Source organism: Campylobacter volucris, assembly GCF_008245045.1.
Taxonomy (GTDB): Bacteria; Campylobacterota; Campylobacteria; order Campylobacterales; family Campylobacteraceae; genus Campylobacter_D; species Campylobacter_D volucris.
Genome location: NZ_CP043428.1, coordinates 1,111,412 through 1,130,573 on the forward strand (window position 1 = coordinate 1,111,412; position 19,162 = coordinate 1,130,573).

The following is a 19,162-nucleotide window of genomic DNA, read 5'->3' on the forward strand; positions in this document are numbered from 1 at the left end:
TCTTTAATTTCATACATAAATCCTAGCTAAAGCTAGGATAATCATTTTGGTGCGCCAGTATATTTAAAATTATACTTTACAGAAAATGGCTCAAACCATTTGCCTACGCCTGTTTCTTTATCTACATGTCTTCCAAAACCTTGTTTTTCTGGATTATCTATCAAAAAAACTAATTCATAATTTCCTATGCCTGTATCCATCTTAAGATTTGCTCCATAGTGAGGGCCATCATCTGCTACCATAGGCATCAAAGTTCCTGTTTTTACTTTTCCATTATCAAGATTAGTAAGCTTATAAGCTACGGTTAAATATGGGATCCAAAAGCCTTCTGGAAAGCCATTTTTATTGCCCTTTAAAGCATGTATATCAGCTTCAAGATGAATATCAGCCAAACTAGCTGCAAGATCAATTCCTCTTGGTTCCATTTCAATAGGTTGTAAATAAACTGCTGCTATTTCCATACCATTTAACTCATAAGGATCACCAATTGGCACTTCTGCAGCAAAAATAGAACTAGCAAAAACACTCACTGCCGCACTTAAACTTAATAAAGTTTTTTTCATATTTTTTCCTTTTTATTTGAAATTTGTTTTGTTATAAAAATACCCATAATGAGTAAGATTAAAACCATAAATTGAGGTATGATGCTTTCATAATAAGGATAAATTCCAAGCCACAAAATTCCATCAAAATCAAAAGGAATTAAACTTGGAGTGATGACTTTAGCCTCTATAAGCTCGCCTATACCTTTGCCCATAAAGACAAAAACCATATAAAAAATAACATATGAAGTGATATAAAAAAATTGTTTTAGTGGAATTTTTAAAGCACCATTTTTTAATAAATAATACAAAATACTTAAAATAACCAATCCACCAACTAAACCTGCTAAAATAAAGCTATAATCTAAATTAGTTTTTGCATCAAATAATAAAGCCTGATAAAAAAGTATAGTTTCAGCCCCTTCTCTAAAAACAGCTAAAAACACACTAAACCATAAAGCTTTAGCTGAATTGTTAGAAATAGCTTCTACTGCTTGAGTTTTAACAAAATTAACCCATTTTTTATTTTGAGCATTAGATAAAAGCCAAAAACCTACATAAAAAAGCAATACCACCGCAATAAGCATAGTAATACCTTCTAAAAGTTCTCTACTTTGCCCAGCTTGTTCTTTAAAAAACCAAGAAATCAAAAAAGCACTAACAAAACTTAAAAATATCCCACTCCAAAAAGCTGAATACACTATACTCAAACGCTTTTGATTGCCACTTTGAATTAAATATGACATTATAGCTACAATGATAATTAAAGCTTCCAAGCCTTCTCTTAAAATAATCCCTAAAGCCCATATAAATAATGATATTGGAGAAGATTCTTGAATTTTATCTAGTGATTGTTCTATCAATTTTTCCAGTTCATCAAAATTTTGTTTTAATTCTTCTTTGGAAACACTTGCTTTAATCAAAGCTACACCTTTTGAAAAATAACTTTCAATTTTTAATTTTAAAGCACTATCAACTGCTCCAATTTTACTTTCCATACCACTTGCTTCAAATATATCTAAGTAAATATTTTGCAAAGAATCGATGCTGTTTAAGCTAAAACCTTCATAATTTTGCAAAAGCTCATTTAAAGCAATCTTAATGTCATTATAAACTTTAGAATAATCTTTTAAATTTAATTCTTGATCATCAAAACCTTTAATTTCCAGTAAAGATAATTCTTCTTTTGGCAAAGCTAAAAATGCTTCATATAGCAAATCTAAAATGCTCGCAATTTCATCTCTCATCTTTTTTTCATCTAAAGTATTGTTATTAATTTGTCTAATGATAGATCTTAATTTAGTTTGGATTTTTTTATCCATACCGGCTTTAGTGTATCTTGCAACCAAAATTTCTACTTTTGAATTTCTATAATTTTCAAACAAAGCAGCTTGAATAAAATCTTTTGCTTTTTGATAGTCTTTATTGAGAAAAGCTAAAACAGCTTGATCTAATTTAGAGCTCATCTCATCAATTAAAAATTGCAATCTTGCATCCAAGCTAGAAGCTTCTTGGAGATTGGATAAATTTTGATCTAAATTTTGATTTGTAGATATATTTTGATCTTTAATTTCTTCACCAAGTAAAGTTAAAAACATCTTAGCAGCTTCTTGCTGTCTTTTTTTCTCCGCTTCTAAAGAAGCATTTTGAGCTAATGTCTTATCATAATTTACATCGCTAACTTCGGCTTTTAATTGCAAACCATTTTCTAAAATTGGCACAATTTCATCTAAATCAAATTTTAAACTAGCAATCAACGCTTCAATTTTAGAAATTTCTTCTTTATCTTTATACATTTTTCGAAGACTATTAAATTTTCGCTCCATAGCAATGACTTTTCTTCCTACATTGCGTCCTATGGATCCTTCCATGTTTTCAAAATGTTGAAAATACGCATCTTCTACTTTTTTCTTTGCTTGTAAAAATTGATTTTCTTTATATAATAATATACTTTGTTCTAAAGCCTGTTTGATAGCCTCATTTTCTTCTTTGTAATCAATCTCCCTTGCAAAAGCAAAAGAGAAAAATAAAATCACAAAACAAAGGATTTTCTTCAACACTTATATCTCCAAAAATGATATTCATTTTTAAAATTGTGGGTTGAAGTATAATACTTAAATTCTTAAATTAAGATAAACATTATCATTATTTATTTCATAAATCAAATTTAATAAAAGATTAGCTTGATAGATTAATTTTATCAAGCTTTATAATCAAGCAGTTTCTTTTATAATTTTTTCTATGTATTTTTCTCGTAGTTTTTGAGTATAAAAACCAACTTGCCCATCTTTAATGACTTTACTATCTGCCTTAATTACACCTAAAATTAAAAAAGTAGCAGCAGAAATAAACACTTCGTCTGCTTCATAGACTTCTTTCATGCTAAAAGCTCTTTGATCTACTCTAAGGCCTAATTCTTTTGCAAATTTTAAAATATTTTTGCGTCTTATACCTGGTAAAATTTCATTAGAAAAAGGCTTGGTGATTAAAGTATTATTTTTTATGATAAAAGCTGAACTACTTGAAGCTTCAGTTACTAAAGCATTTTCTACCATAAAAGCTTCAAAAGCTTTAGCTTTTATGGCTTCTTGTTTTGCAAGACACTGAGCAAGTAAAGAAATGGATTTTATATCTCTTCTTTTCCATCTTAAATCCGCTGTTGAAATCACATTAACACCACTTTTAGCAAATTCATGCTCAATCACATTACACTCAAAAGCAAAAGCCATAATAGTAGGTTTTAATCCTTCTAAAAGAGCAAAATTTCTACTTGCTACCCCTCTAGTAACTTGCATATAAATTCCGCCCTCTTTTAAAGAATTTTTTTCAATTAATTTTTTAAAAAATTCTTCCATTTCTTCTTTAGAAAAAGGTAATTTTAGATTAATTTGAGCCAAACTTCTCTCAAAACGCTCCCAAAATTCTTCTTTATCAGCTATTTTAGACTTGATTATAGGAACAACTTCATAAATTCCATCTCCAAAGATAAATCCTCTATCAAACACGCTTATTCTAGCCTCATCTGATTTTACAAATTCACCATTTAAAAAAACTATTTCTTTTTCTTCCATTAAAAAACCTCCGTTATTGAAATAAATCAACTATATCTTGTGGTAATTCAAGCTGTTTTGAAAAATAAAAATACTTAGCTAAAACCAAAATACCTATATATTTTTCCCTTTTTTCATCAAAAAACTGCTCTAAATATTCATGAGCATTTTGTATGATTTCTTTGGCTTTTTTAGGATTATTTATATAAAAATCTATTAATTCTTCTACATTTTCATAATCATCATCTATTAATGCAAAATGTTCATTAGGGATTAATTTTCCTTCCATAAACCATGTCTCATAACGCATTTTTGGAGCTAAAACTAAAGAATTTGTTTTCATAGCCCATTTTAAATTACTTGCAACATCATTGCCCTCTAAAGAAAGTAAAAATTTAAACCGAGTTTGATAAGAACGATTAATTTTAAAATTCCAATTTTTCATCCACTGATAAAGTTCTGGCTTTTTCTTTCCTATATGAGCTATATCGCAATACTTATGCATAAAATATTTTTCAAAAAATTTAATACGCCAAGGCTGATAAACACCACCTCTAAAAAATAGTTTATTTTCCTTTTCTTCAAAAGTATATTTATCGTTTATAAAATCAAAATGTCTATTTTTGTCAAGTTTTAAAATGATATTATTGGGACTTTTTTCTATAGGTCTTGACTTTGTAATACTTGGAAAATTTAATGAATATGAAATATCTCCAAAAGCTTTACTCCATAAAAAATCACTACTAAAAAATTTAGCTATTTCATATGCATCATACGCGTATGAAGTTTTGCTCAAAGGAAATTGGTGGATTTTTTCGCCATTTTTGTTTATATCAAAAAAAGTATTGTGTAAATTATAATAATTAACACGCTTAAAAATATACTCGATATCTTTTGAGCTTAAAATTTGTTTTAATATACCATCTAATTGTTTTTGATAAATTTTTCTAGGTATTATTCGTTTTGACAAACCTTTAACATTCATCATAAATCTACAATCAGCCATAAAACTCCTTAAAAATAAGATAATTTTATCACAATAAACACTTGTAAGAGTTAAAATATTAATTTTCTTTAAAAGCAAAAATGCTAAAATCATAAAAAATTAAATTTAGGTAAATAAAATGAAAATTAAAGAATTAATTTTAAATTCCATTTTTAAAATTTCAAATCAACCTATCAATCTAAAAGATCTTTTAGAAGCCAATGCTTTATTAAATGAAGGTATGTTAGTAGATCCTGCTAAATTAAATTACAAATTTAAAATCTTAAATTCTTACCTAATATATGCCATTTTATGTGCCTTAATTTTGATACCTTTATTGTTAATTACTCATTATTTTTTAACTATTATTGATTTTCATATTAGTATATTAAGTTCTGTTTTAGTTACAGCTTGTATTTTTATAGGATATGATATATTTAAAATTTATACAAGAAAAATTATTAGTAAAAAATTAGTTAAAAAGGCTTGGGCTTTGCATTTTCCATATTTTGCATATGAAAAATACTCTAAAATTGCTGAAAATATTTATAATCAAGCCATCAAAGAAGAAATTCCCAAAAACCAACTAGAACAATATGTATTAGAAAAAATCATCCAAACAAATAATTAATCTAAATAATCTAAAACTTGATTTTGAAAATAAATTGCCTCCAGTTGTCTTTGCAACTCTTTGTTTTCTTCATCTAAAACCCACTCTTGTGAGCGTAAATCAGCTATATCTCTACTAATATAATAAATTTGATTTCTTATATAAATTTGTGGAAAAAACACAAGTAAAGCAAAAATCAAAATAACACCCGCATAAGATAAATGTCTTAAACTTAAATTTTTATTTTCTTCTGTTTTTATGCTGTCTAAAAGTTCATATTTATCTTCTATATTGTATTCTAATTGCTCTTGTGCTTTTTGTTCTTGTAATCTTACTTCTTCTTGAATTTGTTTTAATTTTTCTAGTTTTTCTTTTTCAAGCTGCTCTTGTTTTTGTAATTTTTCTTTTTCAAGTTTTTTCTTTTCTTTTATTTCTTGTTTGAGTTTTGCTTTTTGTTTTTGATTTTCTTTTATGTTTTGAATTTTTAAAGAAACATAAGCATTGCTTTTTGTAACTATTTTAGAAATTTGTTCAAATTGAAAAGATTTATTTTCAAGTTTTTCGTTAGGATTGACACTTTTTTCTTTTGCTATTGGTTTTTTTGAATTTATATTTTTATTTGCTTTTTGCTTGTTTTTTTTGAAAAAATTTAACTTGATTGAAAAAGGTTTTTTTTCTTCTAATTTTACATTGATCAAATCTTCTTTTAAATAAATTGATGATTGTTTTTTTGGTTTTTTTTCATATTCTTCGTCAAAATCTGTAAATTTAGGTCTTTTTTTACGATTAATCCTACTTTTTAATATACGATCACTTTCATTTAATTCATAATGATCCTCGTATGCTCTACCCTCTTTTATGGCTCTTGAGTATTTGAGCATTTTTTCTCGTATATTTTGTTTTTCTTTTAAAAAATCATCATTAGTCATAATTTACCTAAAATGAAAAATTCGCATCTTTGCACAACTTGATCTGCTATTGTATCTAACTTCTTCTTTGGAAGCACTTATAGCTTTTTTACTAAGAATCTTTCCAAGACTATGGTTTTTTCCACACTCACATCTAAAAGCTTTTTCATCACAAATACAATCTTTTTCCCATCTTTTAAAAGTATTTTTAACCAATCTATCTTCTAAGGAATGAAAGCAAATTATCGCAACTTTGCAATCTTTTAGCTTAGCCTTTTCAATACTATCAAGCAATCTTTTAAGTTCACCTAACTCATCATTAACTTCTATACGCAAAGCTTGAAACACAAGCAAAGCTAAACTTACATTGCGACCATGAAATTTAGCATCACCTATAATTTTGGCTAATTCTTTTGCACTTGTGATTTCTTTGCGATTTCTTGCTTGTATGATTTTTGAAGCTAATTTTTTTGATATAGAGCCTAAATCTCCATTTTCTCTAAAAATTTGCTCTAATTTTTCTTCAGAGTATGAATTTACAAGCTCTTTAGCGCTCAAACTTACATTTTGATCCATTCTCATATCTAAAAAATCTGAATTCAAAGAAAAACCTCTATCATTTTTATCAAGCTGCAAAGAAGATACTCCAATATCTGCCAAAATTCCTCTTAAATTTTGTGTAGAAATTTTATCTAGTATATCTTTAAAACCAAGATGATAAAAAGAAATTCTATTTGAAAAGTCATTTAAAAAATTTTTTGAAAAATTTAAAGCTTCTATGTCTTTATCACAAGCTATTAAATTTAAATTTGGATGAGCTTTTAAAATAGCACTACTATGCCCTCCATATCCTAGCGTGCAATCTAAAAAATCTCCTTGATCTAAATCTTTAAAAGCATCTAAAACTTCTTGTAATAAAACTGGTATATGCGGACTTTTCAAATCAAACCTTTTTATTTTTTAGTATAATATCTCAAGTAAGTTTAAAAAAAGGCCTTTTAGTGAATAAAGAAAATATTATTTCTCAAATTCAAATGCTTTCTTCGTCTATGTTTAAAAAAAATTTTTTTGGGATCTCTCATGGATCAATTTCAGCAAAACTTTCGCAAAGTTCCTTTATCATCAACAAAAACGATGCTTTTTTAAATCAAATTAATGAAAAAAATCTTAGTGTTTTAAAATTTAGTAAAGATTATAGCTGGAATGAAGCAAGCAGCGATTGTGAAATACACAAAAGCATTTATGAAAATATCCCTGAAGCTAAATTTATATGCTTTGCTTGTCCATCTTATACCCTTTCTATGAGTTTAAATCATGATTTTATTACCCCTCAAGATTATTTTGGTGAAATTTTTTTAGAAGAAATTCGCATTTATAATCCCAAAAATTACGAAGATTGGGAAGATAGATCTCAAACAGAAATTTATCGCTATATGTTAGAACAAAAACAAAATTTTGTAGTGGTTAAAGGATATGGAATTTTTGCCTATGGTAGAACAAGCTATGAGCTTGGAAAAATCATAGATTTAATTGAAAATTCTTGTAAAATCATTTATTTGGCTGAAACTAATTTATCATGATTTTAAAAAATTAATTTTTTATTAATCACAATTTATCTATAATTTGTGATTTAATTTATAATTATTTGATTGGGGAAAAAATGCTCACTTGGATGCAGCATCATAAAAAATATTTAGTTGTAACAATTTGGATTAGTGTTATTGCCTTTGTAGGTGCGGGTTTTGTTGGTTGGGGAAGTTACGATTTTAACACAGATCGTTCTAATGCTGTTGCTAAAGTTGGCGATGAAAAAATTAGTTATGATGAATTTAATCTTAAATATTCTCAATTATTTGCATACTATTCTCAGTTTAATGATGGAAACTACACTCAAGAACAAGCTTTAAAAGATGGTTTAGATACTCAAGCAATTAACGAGCTAATACAAGAAAAATTACTTCTATCTTATGCAAAGACTTTAGGGCTAAGCGTAAGTGAAGAAGAAATTGCCTATGATCTTGCTCATCAAAAGGTTTTTCACAACGAATCAGGTGTATTTGATAAAAATCTTTACTACAATATTCTTTCAAGAAACAATTACACTCCAAAAACTTATGAAAAAATGATTCATGATGAGCTTTTACTTAAAAAAATAAATGTTATTTTTAATATCCCTTTAAAAGAAGATGAAGTAGATATGTTTGCAGCAAGTTTTTTAATGCAAGATAAGTTAAAAATCCAAGCAATTTATGTCAATGAAAAAGATATTGTTATAGATGAAAAAGAGCTTTATCAAACTTGGGAAAAAAATAAACAATTATATAAAAGCGAACCAAGCTATGAATTAACAACTTATTTTTTAAAACCAGATTTAACACAAATTGATGAAAAAGAGCTGGCAAAATTTTATGAAGAAAATAAAAATGATTACAAAGATTTTAATGGAAAAATACTAAGCCTAGAACAAAGTAAAGAAAAAGTTCTAAAAGATCTTAATCTTGCAAAATTAAAACTTAAAGCAAATGAAAGCTATGTGGCACTAAGAAAGGGTGAGTTAAATTTTGATACAAATATTACTATTAAAAATACAGATATTTACTATCCTTTAGAAACTATACAAAAAAGTAAAGAAAAAGATTTTATCAAGCCATTTAAATTTAAAGATGGTTATATGATTGCTCAAATTTTAAAGATCAATCCTATACAAACTCAAACTTTTGAACAAGCAAAAAATGAAGTTAAAAAACTATATATCAAAGAAAAAACAAAACAAATATTAGAAGAAAAAGCTAAAAACGCATTAGAAAACTTCCATGGTATCGACATAGGAACTTACAGCAGAGATTCTAGTAAAAATAATAAAGTTAGTGATAGCATTATGAACAATACCGAATTTAGCGAATTTTTAGCACAAGTTTTTGATACCAATAAACAAAAATCTTATGTTTTGTTTGATAATAAAGCTATAGTTTATGAAATTACTGAGCAAAAACTACAAAATAAAGAAAAAGAACAAATTTATAAATTTATTATAGAACAAAGTGCAAGACAAACAAAACAAGCACTTTTAAAAGAAGAATTGTTAAAAAAATTAATCGAACTTTATCCAATCAAAAGATACTATAAAGGAAATGCAAATTGAACATCTTAGGAATTGATTTAGGCTCTGTACAAACTTGTGCAATCTTAGCTCAAAAAAGCGAAGAAGGATTAAAAATTATAGGTTTTGGTAAATCAAAATCTAGCGGTATAAAAAAAGGAGCAATTACTAATATAGAATTAGCTTCAAAGTCTATAGAAGAAGCAGTAGCAGATGCACAAATGATGTCAGGAGTGCATTATGATAAAGTAATTGTTTCCATATCTGGAGCATACGCAAAAAGCGTAGATAGCATAGGCGTTGTAAATATTCCAAATCAAGAAATAGGAATTAAAGAAATCCACAGAGCTGTTAGCACAGCTAAACATACAGCTAACATACCAAGTGGATATGAGATCATCCATGTATTGCCTTATAATTTTAAAGTTAATGATCTTGAGCATGTAGAAGATCCTTTGGGAATGAGTGGAAATCGCTTAGAAGTTTCTACGCATATTGTTATTTCTCAAGAAGTTCATATAAAAAATTTAAAAAAAGCAGTTGAGCTTGCAGATCTTAGAGTAGATAATATTGTTTTATCAGGCTATGCTTCATCAATTGCTTGTTTTGATGATAGCGAAAAAGAATTAGGCGCTGTCTTAATCGATATGGGTGGAGCAGTATGCGATATGGTCATACATGCAGGAAATTCTGTAAGATATAATGAGTGTTTGCAAATTGGCTCAGTTAATATTACTAATGATTTATCCATAGCTTTACACACTCCTCCAAAAGAAGCTGAAAAATTAAAACTAAATTACGCTTCTTTAGCACAAAATGAAAATTCTTTAATACAAATTCCATACATGGGAGATGAAAAAAGAAAAAATGAGGTTTCTATCGAAGTTATTTCCAATGTAATTTACGCAAGGATAGAAGAAACTATTATAATTTTAGCAAAAATGCTAAGTGATAATGCAAGTGCAAATCAAGCAGGAGCTGGTATAGTCTTAACCGGAGGTATGACAAAATTTGCAGGACTTGATAAACTTGCTTCAGCTTATTTTGATAATAAAGCTGTTAGAATAGCGAGTGCAAAAAAAGACACTATGGATGGCTTTAAAGAAATATTTGATGATCCAGAAAATAGTTGTGCAATAGGACTTTGTTTATATGGTGGTGGTTATTTCACCCCTTATGAGTTAGATTCTAATGAAAAGTTAAGATATAAAGGCGAGCCTGAAATCATCAATAAACAAATTAAACAAAATTTTGTCATAGAAGAAGATGAAGAAAAAGAAGAAAAATTAGAAGAGATTTTTCAAGATCGACAAATTTTTGATGAAGAAAAAGAAGAAACAAAAAAAGTTGAAGTGAAAAAAGAGAAAAAACCTAGTTCTTTTTCTAAAATTTGGAATAAAATTATAAACCAGTTCTAATTAGGAGAATACAAATGAGTGAATTTTTGGTAGAAGAAATGCAACACGCAAAAGGTGCAAAGATAAAAGTTATTGGCTGCGGTGGAGGCGGCGGAAATATGATTGATCATATGGTTAATATGGGCCTACATGATCTTGATCTTATTTCAGCAAATACTGATGCGCAAGCAATAGCTAAATCTCAAGCTAAAACAAAAATTCAACTTGGAGAAAAAAAGACCAAAGGTCTTGGGGCTGGTATGCAACCTGAAATAGGCGCAGAAAGTGCTAGAGAAAGTTTTGAAGAAATAAAAGCTGCATTAAGCCAAAGTGATATTGTGTTTATATCAGCCGGGCTTGGTGGCGGAACAGGGACAGGTGCAGCTCCTGTAGTAGCTCAAGCAGCCAAAGAAGCTGGAGCTTTAACAGTTTCAGTAGTTACTATGCCTTTTGCTTTTGAAGGAAAACAAAGAAAAAAACTTGCTGAAGCAGGTTTAGCGGAATTAAAAAAAGAAAGTGATTCTATCATTGTAATTCAAAATGAAAAATTACTTAGCATACTCCCTAAAAAAGCTGGTATCAAAGAAGCATTTAAACTAGTTGATGATATTCTCACAAGAGCTGTAAGAGGAATGGTTTCTATACTTTTAGAAGATGGCGATATCAATGTAGACTTTGCCGATGTTAGAACAGTTATGAGCCACAGGGGTTTAGCATTAATGGGCGTAGGTCAAGGAGAAGGTGAAAATGCTATCATGGAAGCATTAGAAAGTGCCATAGAATCACCATTACTTGATGGTATGACTATGAAAGGTGCTAAAGGTGTAATCATACATTATAAAGTAGGCCCTGAATGCTCACTTCTTGAAATTTCACAAGCTACACAAAGCATTAGCGATGAATCAGATGAAAATGCTAAAGTAATTTTTGGTGTTACTGCTGATGAGAGCATGGGAGATCGCGTAGAAGTAACCATCATAGCTACAGGTTTTGAAGATAAAAATGAAGTTCAAGCCAAAGAGCAAGAAGAAAGCAAAAAAAATTCATATATAAATTTACGCAAAGCTAGCGGTGGTTTTGATGAGGAAGTTATTTCCCAACTTGATGTACCAGCATTTTTGCGTCGCCAAATGGATTAATTTAATCCATTTATGAATCATACTTTATTATGTGATTTTTATGAATTAACTATGGCTTATGCTTATTTTAAACAAAATAAGCATAAACAAATAGTCTATTTTGAAGTTTTTTTTAGACAAGCTCCTGATAATGCAAAATATGCTATTTTTGCTGGTTTAGAACAAATTATCCAACATATACAAAATTTTTCTTTTACAAAAGAAGATATTGAATTTTTACAAAATACCAATTCTTTTAGTGAAGATTTTTTAAATTACCTAGCTAATTTAAAATTTAGTGGTGATATTTATAGCATACAAGAAGGTGAGTGTATATTTGCTAACGAGCCTATATTTTATGTTAAAGCGCCTATTATAGAGGCTTTATTATTAGAAACTTTTATACTTTTAACACTAAATCATCAATGCTTAATCACAACAAAAGCAAATAGAATTTTTCAAATTGCACAAGAAAAAATACTTTTAGAATTTGGCTCTCGCAGAGCTCATGGAGTAAATGCTGCTATAAATGGAGCAAGAGCTGCTTTTATAGGCGGATTTAACGCCACTTCTTGCACCCTAGCTGCAAAAAAATTCAATATCCCTTTAAGTGGTACTATGTCTCATGCGTGGGTACAAATGCATGATAATGAACTTGATGCTTTTAGATCTTATTGCAAAATTTATAAAGACAATATCACACTTTTGGTAGATACCTATGATTGTATCAATGGTATAAATAATGCTATTTTAATTTTTAAAGAATTACAAGCTAAAAAAACTTTAAAAAATTATGCTATACGCATTGATTCTGGAGATTTATTAAAACTTTCTAAATTAGCAAGAAAAATGCTTGATCAAAATAATTTAAAAAATTGTAAGATATTTGCAAGTAATGCTTTAGATGAAAACAAAATCGCACAACTTCTAAAAAACAAAGCTCCAATCGATGGTTTTGGCGTTGGAGAAAGACTTATCACTTCTGCAAGTTGTCCTGTTTTTGGAGCTGTTTATAAATTAGTAGCTGTAGAAAAAAATCAACACATCATCCCTAAAATAAAAATTAGCGAACATTCAAGCAAAACCACCCTACCTTCATTTAAAAAATTGATACGATATTATAAAAATGAAAAAATGGAATTTGATAAATTATATAATTACGATGAAAAAATAACTCAATATAAAAATTTACAAGCTAAAAATATACTAGAAATGATTTTTAAAAATGGACAATTAATATATAAAATTCCTAATTTATCTTCTATACAAAATTTTTATAAAAAAAATATTCAAAGTTTGAAATCTTCGCATAAAAGATTACAAAATCCAAGCACTTACAAAGTAAAAATTTCAAAAAAACTACAAGAGTTAAAAAAGAATTTAACTTTAAATTAATCTTTAGATCTTATTTTAACTTCATCTTCTACTTCAAGCAAAAATCTATCCACAAGCTCACCTTCTTTAAGCTTTGCTACCACTTCTCCATGTCTTATAACCAAACCTTGATTTTTGCCAAAAGCTATAGCCACATCAGCTCCTTTTGCTTCGCCTAATGCATTTACCACACAACCCATAACACTTATATTTAATGGCTCTTTTATATGCTTTGTTTTTTCTTCTACTATTTTTATAGCTTTTATTAAATCACTTTGTATTCTTCCGCAAGTTGGACAAGATATGATATTTACTCCACTTTTTTGAACTCCACTATCTTGTAAAATAGCTCTTGCTACACGAATTTCTTCTTCAAGTTCTCCTGTCATAGAAACTCTCATAGTATCGCCTATACCTTTTAAAAGTAAATTTCCTAGCGCTATAGAACTTTTTATAGTGCTATGAAATTTAGTTCCAGCTTCAGTTACCCCTAAATGAAAAGGATAATCACAAAGCGGGCGAAGTCTTTCATAAGCTTCTATAGTCTTTTGAGTATCTGAAGTTTTCATGGAAATTTTTATGTCAAAAAAGTTAAAATCTTCTAATAATTTTATATTATATTTTGCACTTTCTAGCATGGCTTCTATATTGTAGCCATATTTGTCAGAAAATTGCTTTTCTATAGAACCATGGTTTATACCTATGCGTATTGGAATTTGTCTTTGCTTACAAGCATTAACTACTTCTTTTATATTTTCTTTAGATCCTATATTGCCTGGATTTATTCTAATACCATCTATAAATTCAGCACAATACAAAGCTAACTTATGATTAAAATGAATATCCACTATCAAAGGCAATGGGCTTTTGGCTTTTATCTCTTTTAAAGCTCTTGCATCGGCTATATCTAAACATGCTAAACGAACTATATTAGCCCCAGCAAAATAAAGTCTATTTAACTGCTCTAAAGAACCTTCAATATCTCTTGTTTTTGTAAAAAGCATAGATTGCACAGAAATTGGTGCATCACCACCTATTAAAACATCACCTACTTTAATTTGTCTTGTTTTGTATCTTTTCATAACTTACTCTAATAATATTTTTATATAATTTTATAATATTTTTTAAAATCAAAAAATATTTTTTAACTAAAATCAATTGGATCTATATCACAAATTATATTTTTAAAATTTAGTGCAAAATGTTCTATTTTAACTAAATTAAAATAATCTTTACTTCGCACTAATACATAAAATCTCCACTTTTTATGAAGCATTTCAATAGCACAAGCACCGCTTCCTACTATTTCAACCTCATTCATTTGGCAAAATTCAAGCATTTTTTCACAAATTTGCATCGCATTGGTTTGATTTTCATCTTCAATTATTAATCTTAAAAGCCTTTTAAATGGCGGATAAAGCCCCTTCCTTGCGTTTAATTCATCTTCTAAAAAACTATCATAATCTTGTATATATTTTTCAAAAAAGACTTTATTTTTAGTTTGCAAAAGAACTTTTCCACACCCTTTTCTGCCAGCTCTTCCTGCTACTTGCATAGCTAAAGCTAAGGTTTCTTCCAAAGCTTTGAAATTTGGCCTAAATAAATACTCATCCAAACCCAAAATCACACTTAAATTTACATTATGATAATCATGTCCTTTAGCAAGCATAGAAGTGCCTACTAAAATATCTATTTTTTGCTGATTAAATTCTTTTAAAATAGTATTTAGCTTTTTTACACTACTAATTTCATCACTATCAAATTGCCTAATTACAGCATCAAATTCACTTAATTGCTCTTGCAAATTCTCACAAAGCTGTGCTGTTCCCATTTTTCTAGCTTCTAACATATTGCCTTTACAAGTTGGACAATACTTATCAATCTCTTTTGTAAAATTACAATAATGACATTTTAAAGCATTTTTATTTTTATGTAAACTTAACGCAATAGAACAAAATGGGCATTTTATGGCATTAGCACAATCTTTACATAAAATTTGCCTAAAATTTGCCCTTGTAGGTAAAAACACAACTGCTTGTTTTTTTTCTTTCAAAGTGTTTCTTAGCTCTAAAAGCAATTTAGAAGATACACTAAGCTCACTCTCATCATATAAAAACTCTTTTTTACTTTCAAAAAATGTCCCTTTTAGTCTATAAACTGGATGTTTATAAAAACTAGAAACACTAGGGGTAGCAGAACCTAAAAGTATTTTAATATCATTTTTCTTTGCTAAAAATAGCGCTAAATCTCTTGCATTAATTCTTGGATTATTGCTAGCTTTATAAGAATTATCATGTTCTTCATCAACTACAATAAGCCCTAAATTCTCAAATGGTAAAAACAAAGCAGATCTAGCTCCTGCTACCAAAAGAGCTTTAGAATTTGCTAAATTTTTTAAACACTCTTGTTTTTTGTTTTTAGAAATTTTAGAATGCCACAAAAAAAAATAATCTTCAAAATATACTTTTAATCTTTTTTCCATTTGTGGAGTTAGAGCAATTTCTGGCATTAAAAGCAAGACTTGTTTGCCTTTTTCTAAATACTCTTTTATCAAAGATATATAAATTTCTGTTTTTCCACAACCTGTATCACCAAATAATAATGAACTTTGATGATCTTTTATAAATTCCAAGGCTTGTTTTTGCTTGGCATTTAAATTAGGACAATTTTCTATGTGTATTTTTTTAGTTTGAGCATAAAAAGTAGTACTTTCAAACATCCCTAAGACAAAAGCGATTTTACTCGCATAATAATAAGCTATAAATTTAGCAAGTTCATATTGTAGGTTAGTAATTTTATTAGGTGTTAATCCTTTAATCTTTTGGGTTTTAAAATTTGGTTTTGTGCATTCTTTTAAGATTATGGCTTTGAGATTTTTTTTTCTAGCAAGATCAACTATAACCTCGCTTAAAGGCTCAATTTTTTCATCACTTTCATAGATTAAAGTATCAAGATAATACCCCTTTATAGCAAGTTCATAATATCTCAAAGCCCATAATCCTTACAATTTGAACTAACACACTCTAAAAATGCCTTTTGATTGTCATAAGAAAAATCCACATATTTTTTCGCATCAATAAAATATCTATATTTGGTATTTGCGATTTTCATCCAAGTTTTTTTACTAGAAACAATGGCTTGCTCTAAAACACTATAAGAGCAACAATTTCCACTAAGGCATGCTTGAATTTGCTCATTAGAGCAAGAAAAAAGTTTTTGATTTTCTACATTAGGTAAAGCCTCATCTAAAACTTTTGGAAAATTCACATTTTTATTAAATACAAATTGATTTTTTAATACAGCCAAAGATGAATTTATCATTTGAATTTCACTTTTTAAACGAATAATTTTCGCATCCATTTTATTAAATGAAAAATGAGGATAAGCTAGTGCTGATAAAATAGCTATAATAATCATGCAAAAAATAAGCTCTATTAAAGTAAAAGCTTTTTTATATTGCATTTTCTTTGATTTCTTTGTCTATAGTGGTGATAATTTTATTTAATTCTTTTTTTACAATATAGTTTTCATAACTAAGTTTTACAAAAGCATTTATGAAATTTGCTAGCTCTATTTTCCCAGTTCCTCCTGAAATCAGAGCTATTTCATCTTCAAGATGATTAGCAAATTCATTACTGCAAGTTACAACAAAATCTTTAGCATAGACATTGATTGTAACTTTTCTTTGGTTATTATTTGCCAAGAACAGCCTCTATTTTTTTGAAGATATCTTCACTTTGAGCATTGCGTGATTTTAATTCTTCTTCTAAGCGAGCAATTTGATTACTTTTTGCTTCATTTTGCGCTTTTACACTAACTAATTCATTTCTTAAATTTTCATTTGCTTCGCATACTTCATTGTATTTTTCAATCAACTCATTTACTTTGTCTGTCATAGTGTTGATAATTTTTTCATCATACATAATTTTGCCTTTTTGATTTTAATTATAAGAGTATTTTAAATGTTTAATTGTAACAAAAAAAAATTTAATTTTGCATAGCTTTTTCTTTTAAAATTCAAATTTTTACAAAAAATTTTGTGTAAAATTTATGAAAATATTCTTAGGAAATTATATGTTTGAACTTACAAGTGATTTTAAGCCAAGTCCTGATCAACAACAAGCCATAGATGGCATAGTAAAAAGTATCAAAAATGGAAATAGATACCAAACCTTACTAGGTGTTACAGGAAGTGGAAAAACTTTTAGCATGGCAAATATAATTAAAAATTTAAATATGCCTACTTTAATAATGAGTCATAATAAAAGCTTATGCGCTCAACTTTTTAGTGAATTTAAAGGATTTTTTTCAAAAAATCATGTGGAATATTTTATAAGCTATTATGATTATTATCAACCAGAAGCTTACATACCAAGAACTGATGTTTTTATAGAAAAAGATAGCTCTACCAATGAAGACTTAGAAAGATTAAGACTTAGCGCTAGTGCTTCATTATTAAGCTATGATGATGTAATTTGCATAGCTAGTGTTTCAGCAAATTATGGCTTGGGCAATCCTAGTGAGTATGTAGGTATGGTTTTGATTTTAGAATTAAATATGCAAATTTCACAAAAAGAACTTTTAAAAAAACTTGTAGATATGGGCTATAAACGCAATGATAACTTCTTTGATAGGGCTGATTTTAGAGTAAATGGAGATATAGTTGATATATACCCAGCTTATTATGAAGATGAGGCAATTAGACTTGAATTTTTTGGCGATGAACTTGAAGCTATGTATCATTACAATATATTAGAAAATAAAAAAGGTAGGGATTTAAAAAAATTTATACTCTATCCTACAAGTCAATTTAGTGTCACTCAAGCTAGGTTAAAAGAAGCTATTAAAGGTATTAAAGCTGAACTTAATGAACGCTTAGCATATTTTGAAAATGAAAATAAATTAGTAGAATATCAAAGACTAAAGCAAAGAGTTGAATTTGATATTGAAATGCTAGAAAGCACTGGAATGTGCAAAGGTGTAGAAAATTACGCACTACATTTAACAGGGCTTAAAAGCGGTGATACTCCTTATACGCTTTTTGATTATTTTGCTATTAAAAATCAAGATTTTTTGGTGATTGTAGATGAAAGCCATGTATCTTTGCCACAATTTCGCGGTATGTTTGCAGGAGATAGAAGTAGAAAGCAAGTTTTGGTTGATTATGGTTTTCGTTTGCCTAGTGCTTTAGATAATCGTCCTTTGATGTTTGATGAATTTATTAATAAAAATTGTAAATTTTTATTTGTTTCAGCAACTCCAGCTCCCCTTGAACTTGAACTTAGCAAAGAAAATATTTTTTATCAAATCATGCGTCCAACAGGACTTTTAGACCCAAAAATAGAAATCAAAGATAGCTCTAATCAAGTAGAAATTTTATACGATGAGGCTAAAAAAGTTATAGAGCGTGGTGAAAGAGTTTTAATCACAGTTTTAACAAAAAAAATGGCTGAAGAACTTAGTAAATATTATCTAGAACTTGGTTTAAAAGTAAAATACATGCACTCAGAAATTGACGCAATTGAGCGTAATGAAATCATCATAGGATTAAGAAATGGTGCTTTTGATATTTTAATTGGAATTAATCTTTTAAGAGAAGGACTTGATTTACCTGAAGTTTCTTTAATAGCCATTATGGATGCAGATAAAGAGGGATTTTTAAGAAGCACTACCGCACTCATTCAAACTATGGGAAGAGCTGCTAGAAATGTAAATGGCAAAGTATTACTTTTTGCTCAAAAAATCACAAAATCTATGCAAGAAGCCATAAACATAACCAATGAAAGAAGAGCTCTACAAGAAGCTTATAATAAAAAGCATAAAATCATACCAACTTCAGTAAAAAGAAATATAGAAGAAAGTTTAAAACAAGATTTTGATCAAGGTGAAATTTATCGCAAAGGTAAAGAATTAGAAAAAATGCCTGCTAAAGAACGCGCAAAAATAATCAAAGAACTAAGAAAACAAATGCTAGAAGCTGCTAAAAATTTAGAATTTGAAAAAGCAGCTATGATTAGAGATGAAATTAATAAATTAAAAACTTTATAATTTTCCTTAAAGAAAAACTTTAAGGAAAAT

General features: G+C 28.2%; 18 protein-coding genes. 7 read left to right on the forward strand and 11 right to left on the reverse strand.

From position 1 onward, the window contains the following. Positions 1 to 41: 41 nt before the first annotated feature. The 4 genes from CVOLT_RS05815 to CVOLT_RS05830 form a co-directional block, all read right to left on the reverse strand. Positions 42 to 563, reverse strand: coding sequence for a ferrirhodotorulic acid transporter, periplasmic binding protein (locus tag CVOLT_RS05815; protein ID WP_039665870.1), 522 nt, complete (start codon positions 561 to 563; stop codon positions 42 to 44). Then, positions 560 to 2,602, reverse strand: a complete 2,043-nt coding sequence (locus CVOLT_RS05820; protein WP_132037990.1) for an FTR1 family protein — start codon at positions 2,600 to 2,602, stop codon at positions 560 to 562. Before CVOLT_RS05820 ends, CVOLT_RS05815 begins: the two co-directional genes overlap by 4 nt. Before the next feature lie 153 nt (positions 2,603 to 2,755). Then, positions 2,756 to 3,613 carry a D-amino-acid transaminase gene (locus CVOLT_RS05825; RefSeq protein ID WP_039665871.1) on the reverse strand — a complete coding sequence of 286 codons (858 nt, stop codon included), beginning with the start codon at positions 3,611 to 3,613 and terminating at the stop codon, positions 2,756 to 2,758. 13 nt (positions 3,614 to 3,626) lie between these two features. Then, positions 3,627 to 4,598, reverse strand: a complete 972-nt coding sequence (locus CVOLT_RS05830; protein WP_039665872.1) for a glycosyl transferase family 90 — start codon at positions 4,596 to 4,598, stop codon at positions 3,627 to 3,629. 118 nt (positions 4,599 to 4,716) lie between these two features. Here CVOLT_RS05830 and CVOLT_RS05835 point away from each other — a divergent pair, with 118 nt between their 5' ends. After that, positions 4,717 to 5,208, forward strand: coding sequence for a hypothetical protein (locus CVOLT_RS05835; RefSeq protein WP_039665873.1), 492 nt, complete (start codon positions 4,717 to 4,719; stop codon positions 5,206 to 5,208). Here CVOLT_RS05835 and CVOLT_RS07975 read toward each other — a convergent pair. Together CVOLT_RS07975 and rsmH are read right to left on the reverse strand one after the other, a co-directional pair. Continuing rightward, on the reverse strand, positions 5,205 to 6,116 hold the full coding sequence (locus CVOLT_RS07975) for a hypothetical protein (protein WP_039665874.1): 912 nt from the start codon (positions 6,114 to 6,116) through the stop codon (positions 5,205 to 5,207). The two genes, CVOLT_RS05835 and CVOLT_RS07975, sit on opposite strands and share 4 nt — an antisense overlap. Positions 6,117 to 6,119: 3 nt before the next feature. Continuing rightward, positions 6,120 to 7,037: a 16S rRNA (cytosine(1402)-N(4))-methyltransferase RsmH gene (gene rsmH, locus CVOLT_RS05845; protein WP_039665875.1), complete on the reverse strand. Its 918-nt coding sequence runs from the start codon at positions 7,035 to 7,037 to the stop codon at positions 6,120 to 6,122. A gap of 59 nt (positions 7,038 to 7,096) precedes the next feature. On the opposite strand from rsmH, the gene CVOLT_RS05850 reads away from it, so the two are divergent. The 5 genes from CVOLT_RS05850 to CVOLT_RS05870 all read left to right on the forward strand — a co-directional run bounded on the left by CVOLT_RS05850 (position 7,097) and on the right by CVOLT_RS05870 (position 13,105). After that, the gene (locus tag CVOLT_RS05850; RefSeq protein ID WP_052243185.1) at positions 7,097 to 7,675 is read left to right on the forward strand and encodes a class II aldolase and adducin N-terminal domain-containing protein; all 579 of its coding nucleotides are present in this window, start codon (positions 7,097 to 7,099) and stop codon (positions 7,673 to 7,675) included. A gap of 80 nt (positions 7,676 to 7,755) precedes the next feature. Then, a complete protein-coding gene (locus CVOLT_RS05855) occupies positions 7,756 to 9,237 on the forward strand; it encodes a peptidylprolyl isomerase (protein WP_039665876.1) in 1,482 nt (493 codons plus the stop codon). Continuing rightward, the gene (ftsA, locus tag CVOLT_RS05860) at positions 9,234 to 10,613 is read left to right on the forward strand and encodes a cell division protein FtsA (protein WP_039665877.1); all 1,380 of its coding nucleotides are present in this window, start codon (positions 9,234 to 9,236) and stop codon (positions 10,611 to 10,613) included. The genes CVOLT_RS05855 and ftsA overlap by 4 nt, the downstream gene beginning before the upstream one ends. A 14-nt stretch (positions 10,614 to 10,627) precedes the next feature. Then, positions 10,628 to 11,731 carry a cell division protein FtsZ gene (gene ftsZ, locus CVOLT_RS05865; protein ID WP_039665878.1) on the forward strand — a complete coding sequence of 368 codons (1,104 nt, stop codon included), beginning with the start codon at positions 10,628 to 10,630 and terminating at the stop codon, positions 11,729 to 11,731. A 12-nt stretch (positions 11,732 to 11,743) separates the two neighbouring features. Continuing rightward, a complete protein-coding gene (locus tag CVOLT_RS05870) occupies positions 11,744 to 13,105 on the forward strand; it encodes a nicotinate phosphoribosyltransferase (protein ID WP_039665879.1) in 1,362 nt (453 codons plus the stop codon). Here the strand turns inward: CVOLT_RS05870 and ispG are convergent. From ispG to CVOLT_RS05895, 5 genes are all read right to left on the reverse strand, one after another. After that, the gene (gene ispG, locus CVOLT_RS05875) at positions 13,102 to 14,166 is read right to left on the reverse strand and encodes a flavodoxin-dependent (E)-4-hydroxy-3-methylbut-2-enyl-diphosphate synthase (RefSeq protein WP_039665880.1); all 1,065 of its coding nucleotides are present in this window, start codon (positions 14,164 to 14,166) and stop codon (positions 13,102 to 13,104) included. The genes CVOLT_RS05870 and ispG overlap by 4 nt on opposite strands. Positions 14,167 to 14,228: 62 nt before the next feature. Continuing rightward, a complete protein-coding gene (locus CVOLT_RS05880; RefSeq protein ID WP_039665881.1) occupies positions 14,229 to 16,073 on the reverse strand; it encodes a primosomal protein N' in 1,845 nt (614 codons plus the stop codon). Continuing rightward, on the reverse strand, positions 16,070 to 16,546 hold the full coding sequence (locus tag CVOLT_RS05885; protein ID WP_039665882.1) for a type II secretion system protein: 477 nt from the start codon (positions 16,544 to 16,546) through the stop codon (positions 16,070 to 16,072). Before CVOLT_RS05885 ends, CVOLT_RS05880 begins: the two co-directional genes overlap by 4 nt. Next, positions 16,536 to 16,787, reverse strand: coding sequence for a hypothetical protein (locus CVOLT_RS05890; protein WP_039665883.1), 252 nt, complete (start codon positions 16,785 to 16,787; stop codon positions 16,536 to 16,538). Before CVOLT_RS05890 ends, CVOLT_RS05885 begins: the two co-directional genes overlap by 11 nt. Continuing rightward, on the reverse strand, positions 16,777 to 17,007 hold the full coding sequence (locus tag CVOLT_RS05895) for a hypothetical protein (protein ID WP_039665884.1): 231 nt from the start codon (positions 17,005 to 17,007) through the stop codon (positions 16,777 to 16,779). The genes CVOLT_RS05890 and CVOLT_RS05895 overlap by 11 nt, the downstream gene beginning before the upstream one ends. 151 nt (positions 17,008 to 17,158) lie before the next feature. On the opposite strand from CVOLT_RS05895, the gene uvrB reads away from it, so the two are divergent. Continuing rightward, on the forward strand, positions 17,159 to 19,132 hold the full coding sequence (uvrB, locus tag CVOLT_RS05900; RefSeq protein ID WP_039665885.1) for an excinuclease ABC subunit UvrB: 1,974 nt from the start codon (positions 17,159 to 17,161) through the stop codon (positions 19,130 to 19,132). Positions 19,133 to 19,162: the final 30 nt, after the last annotated feature.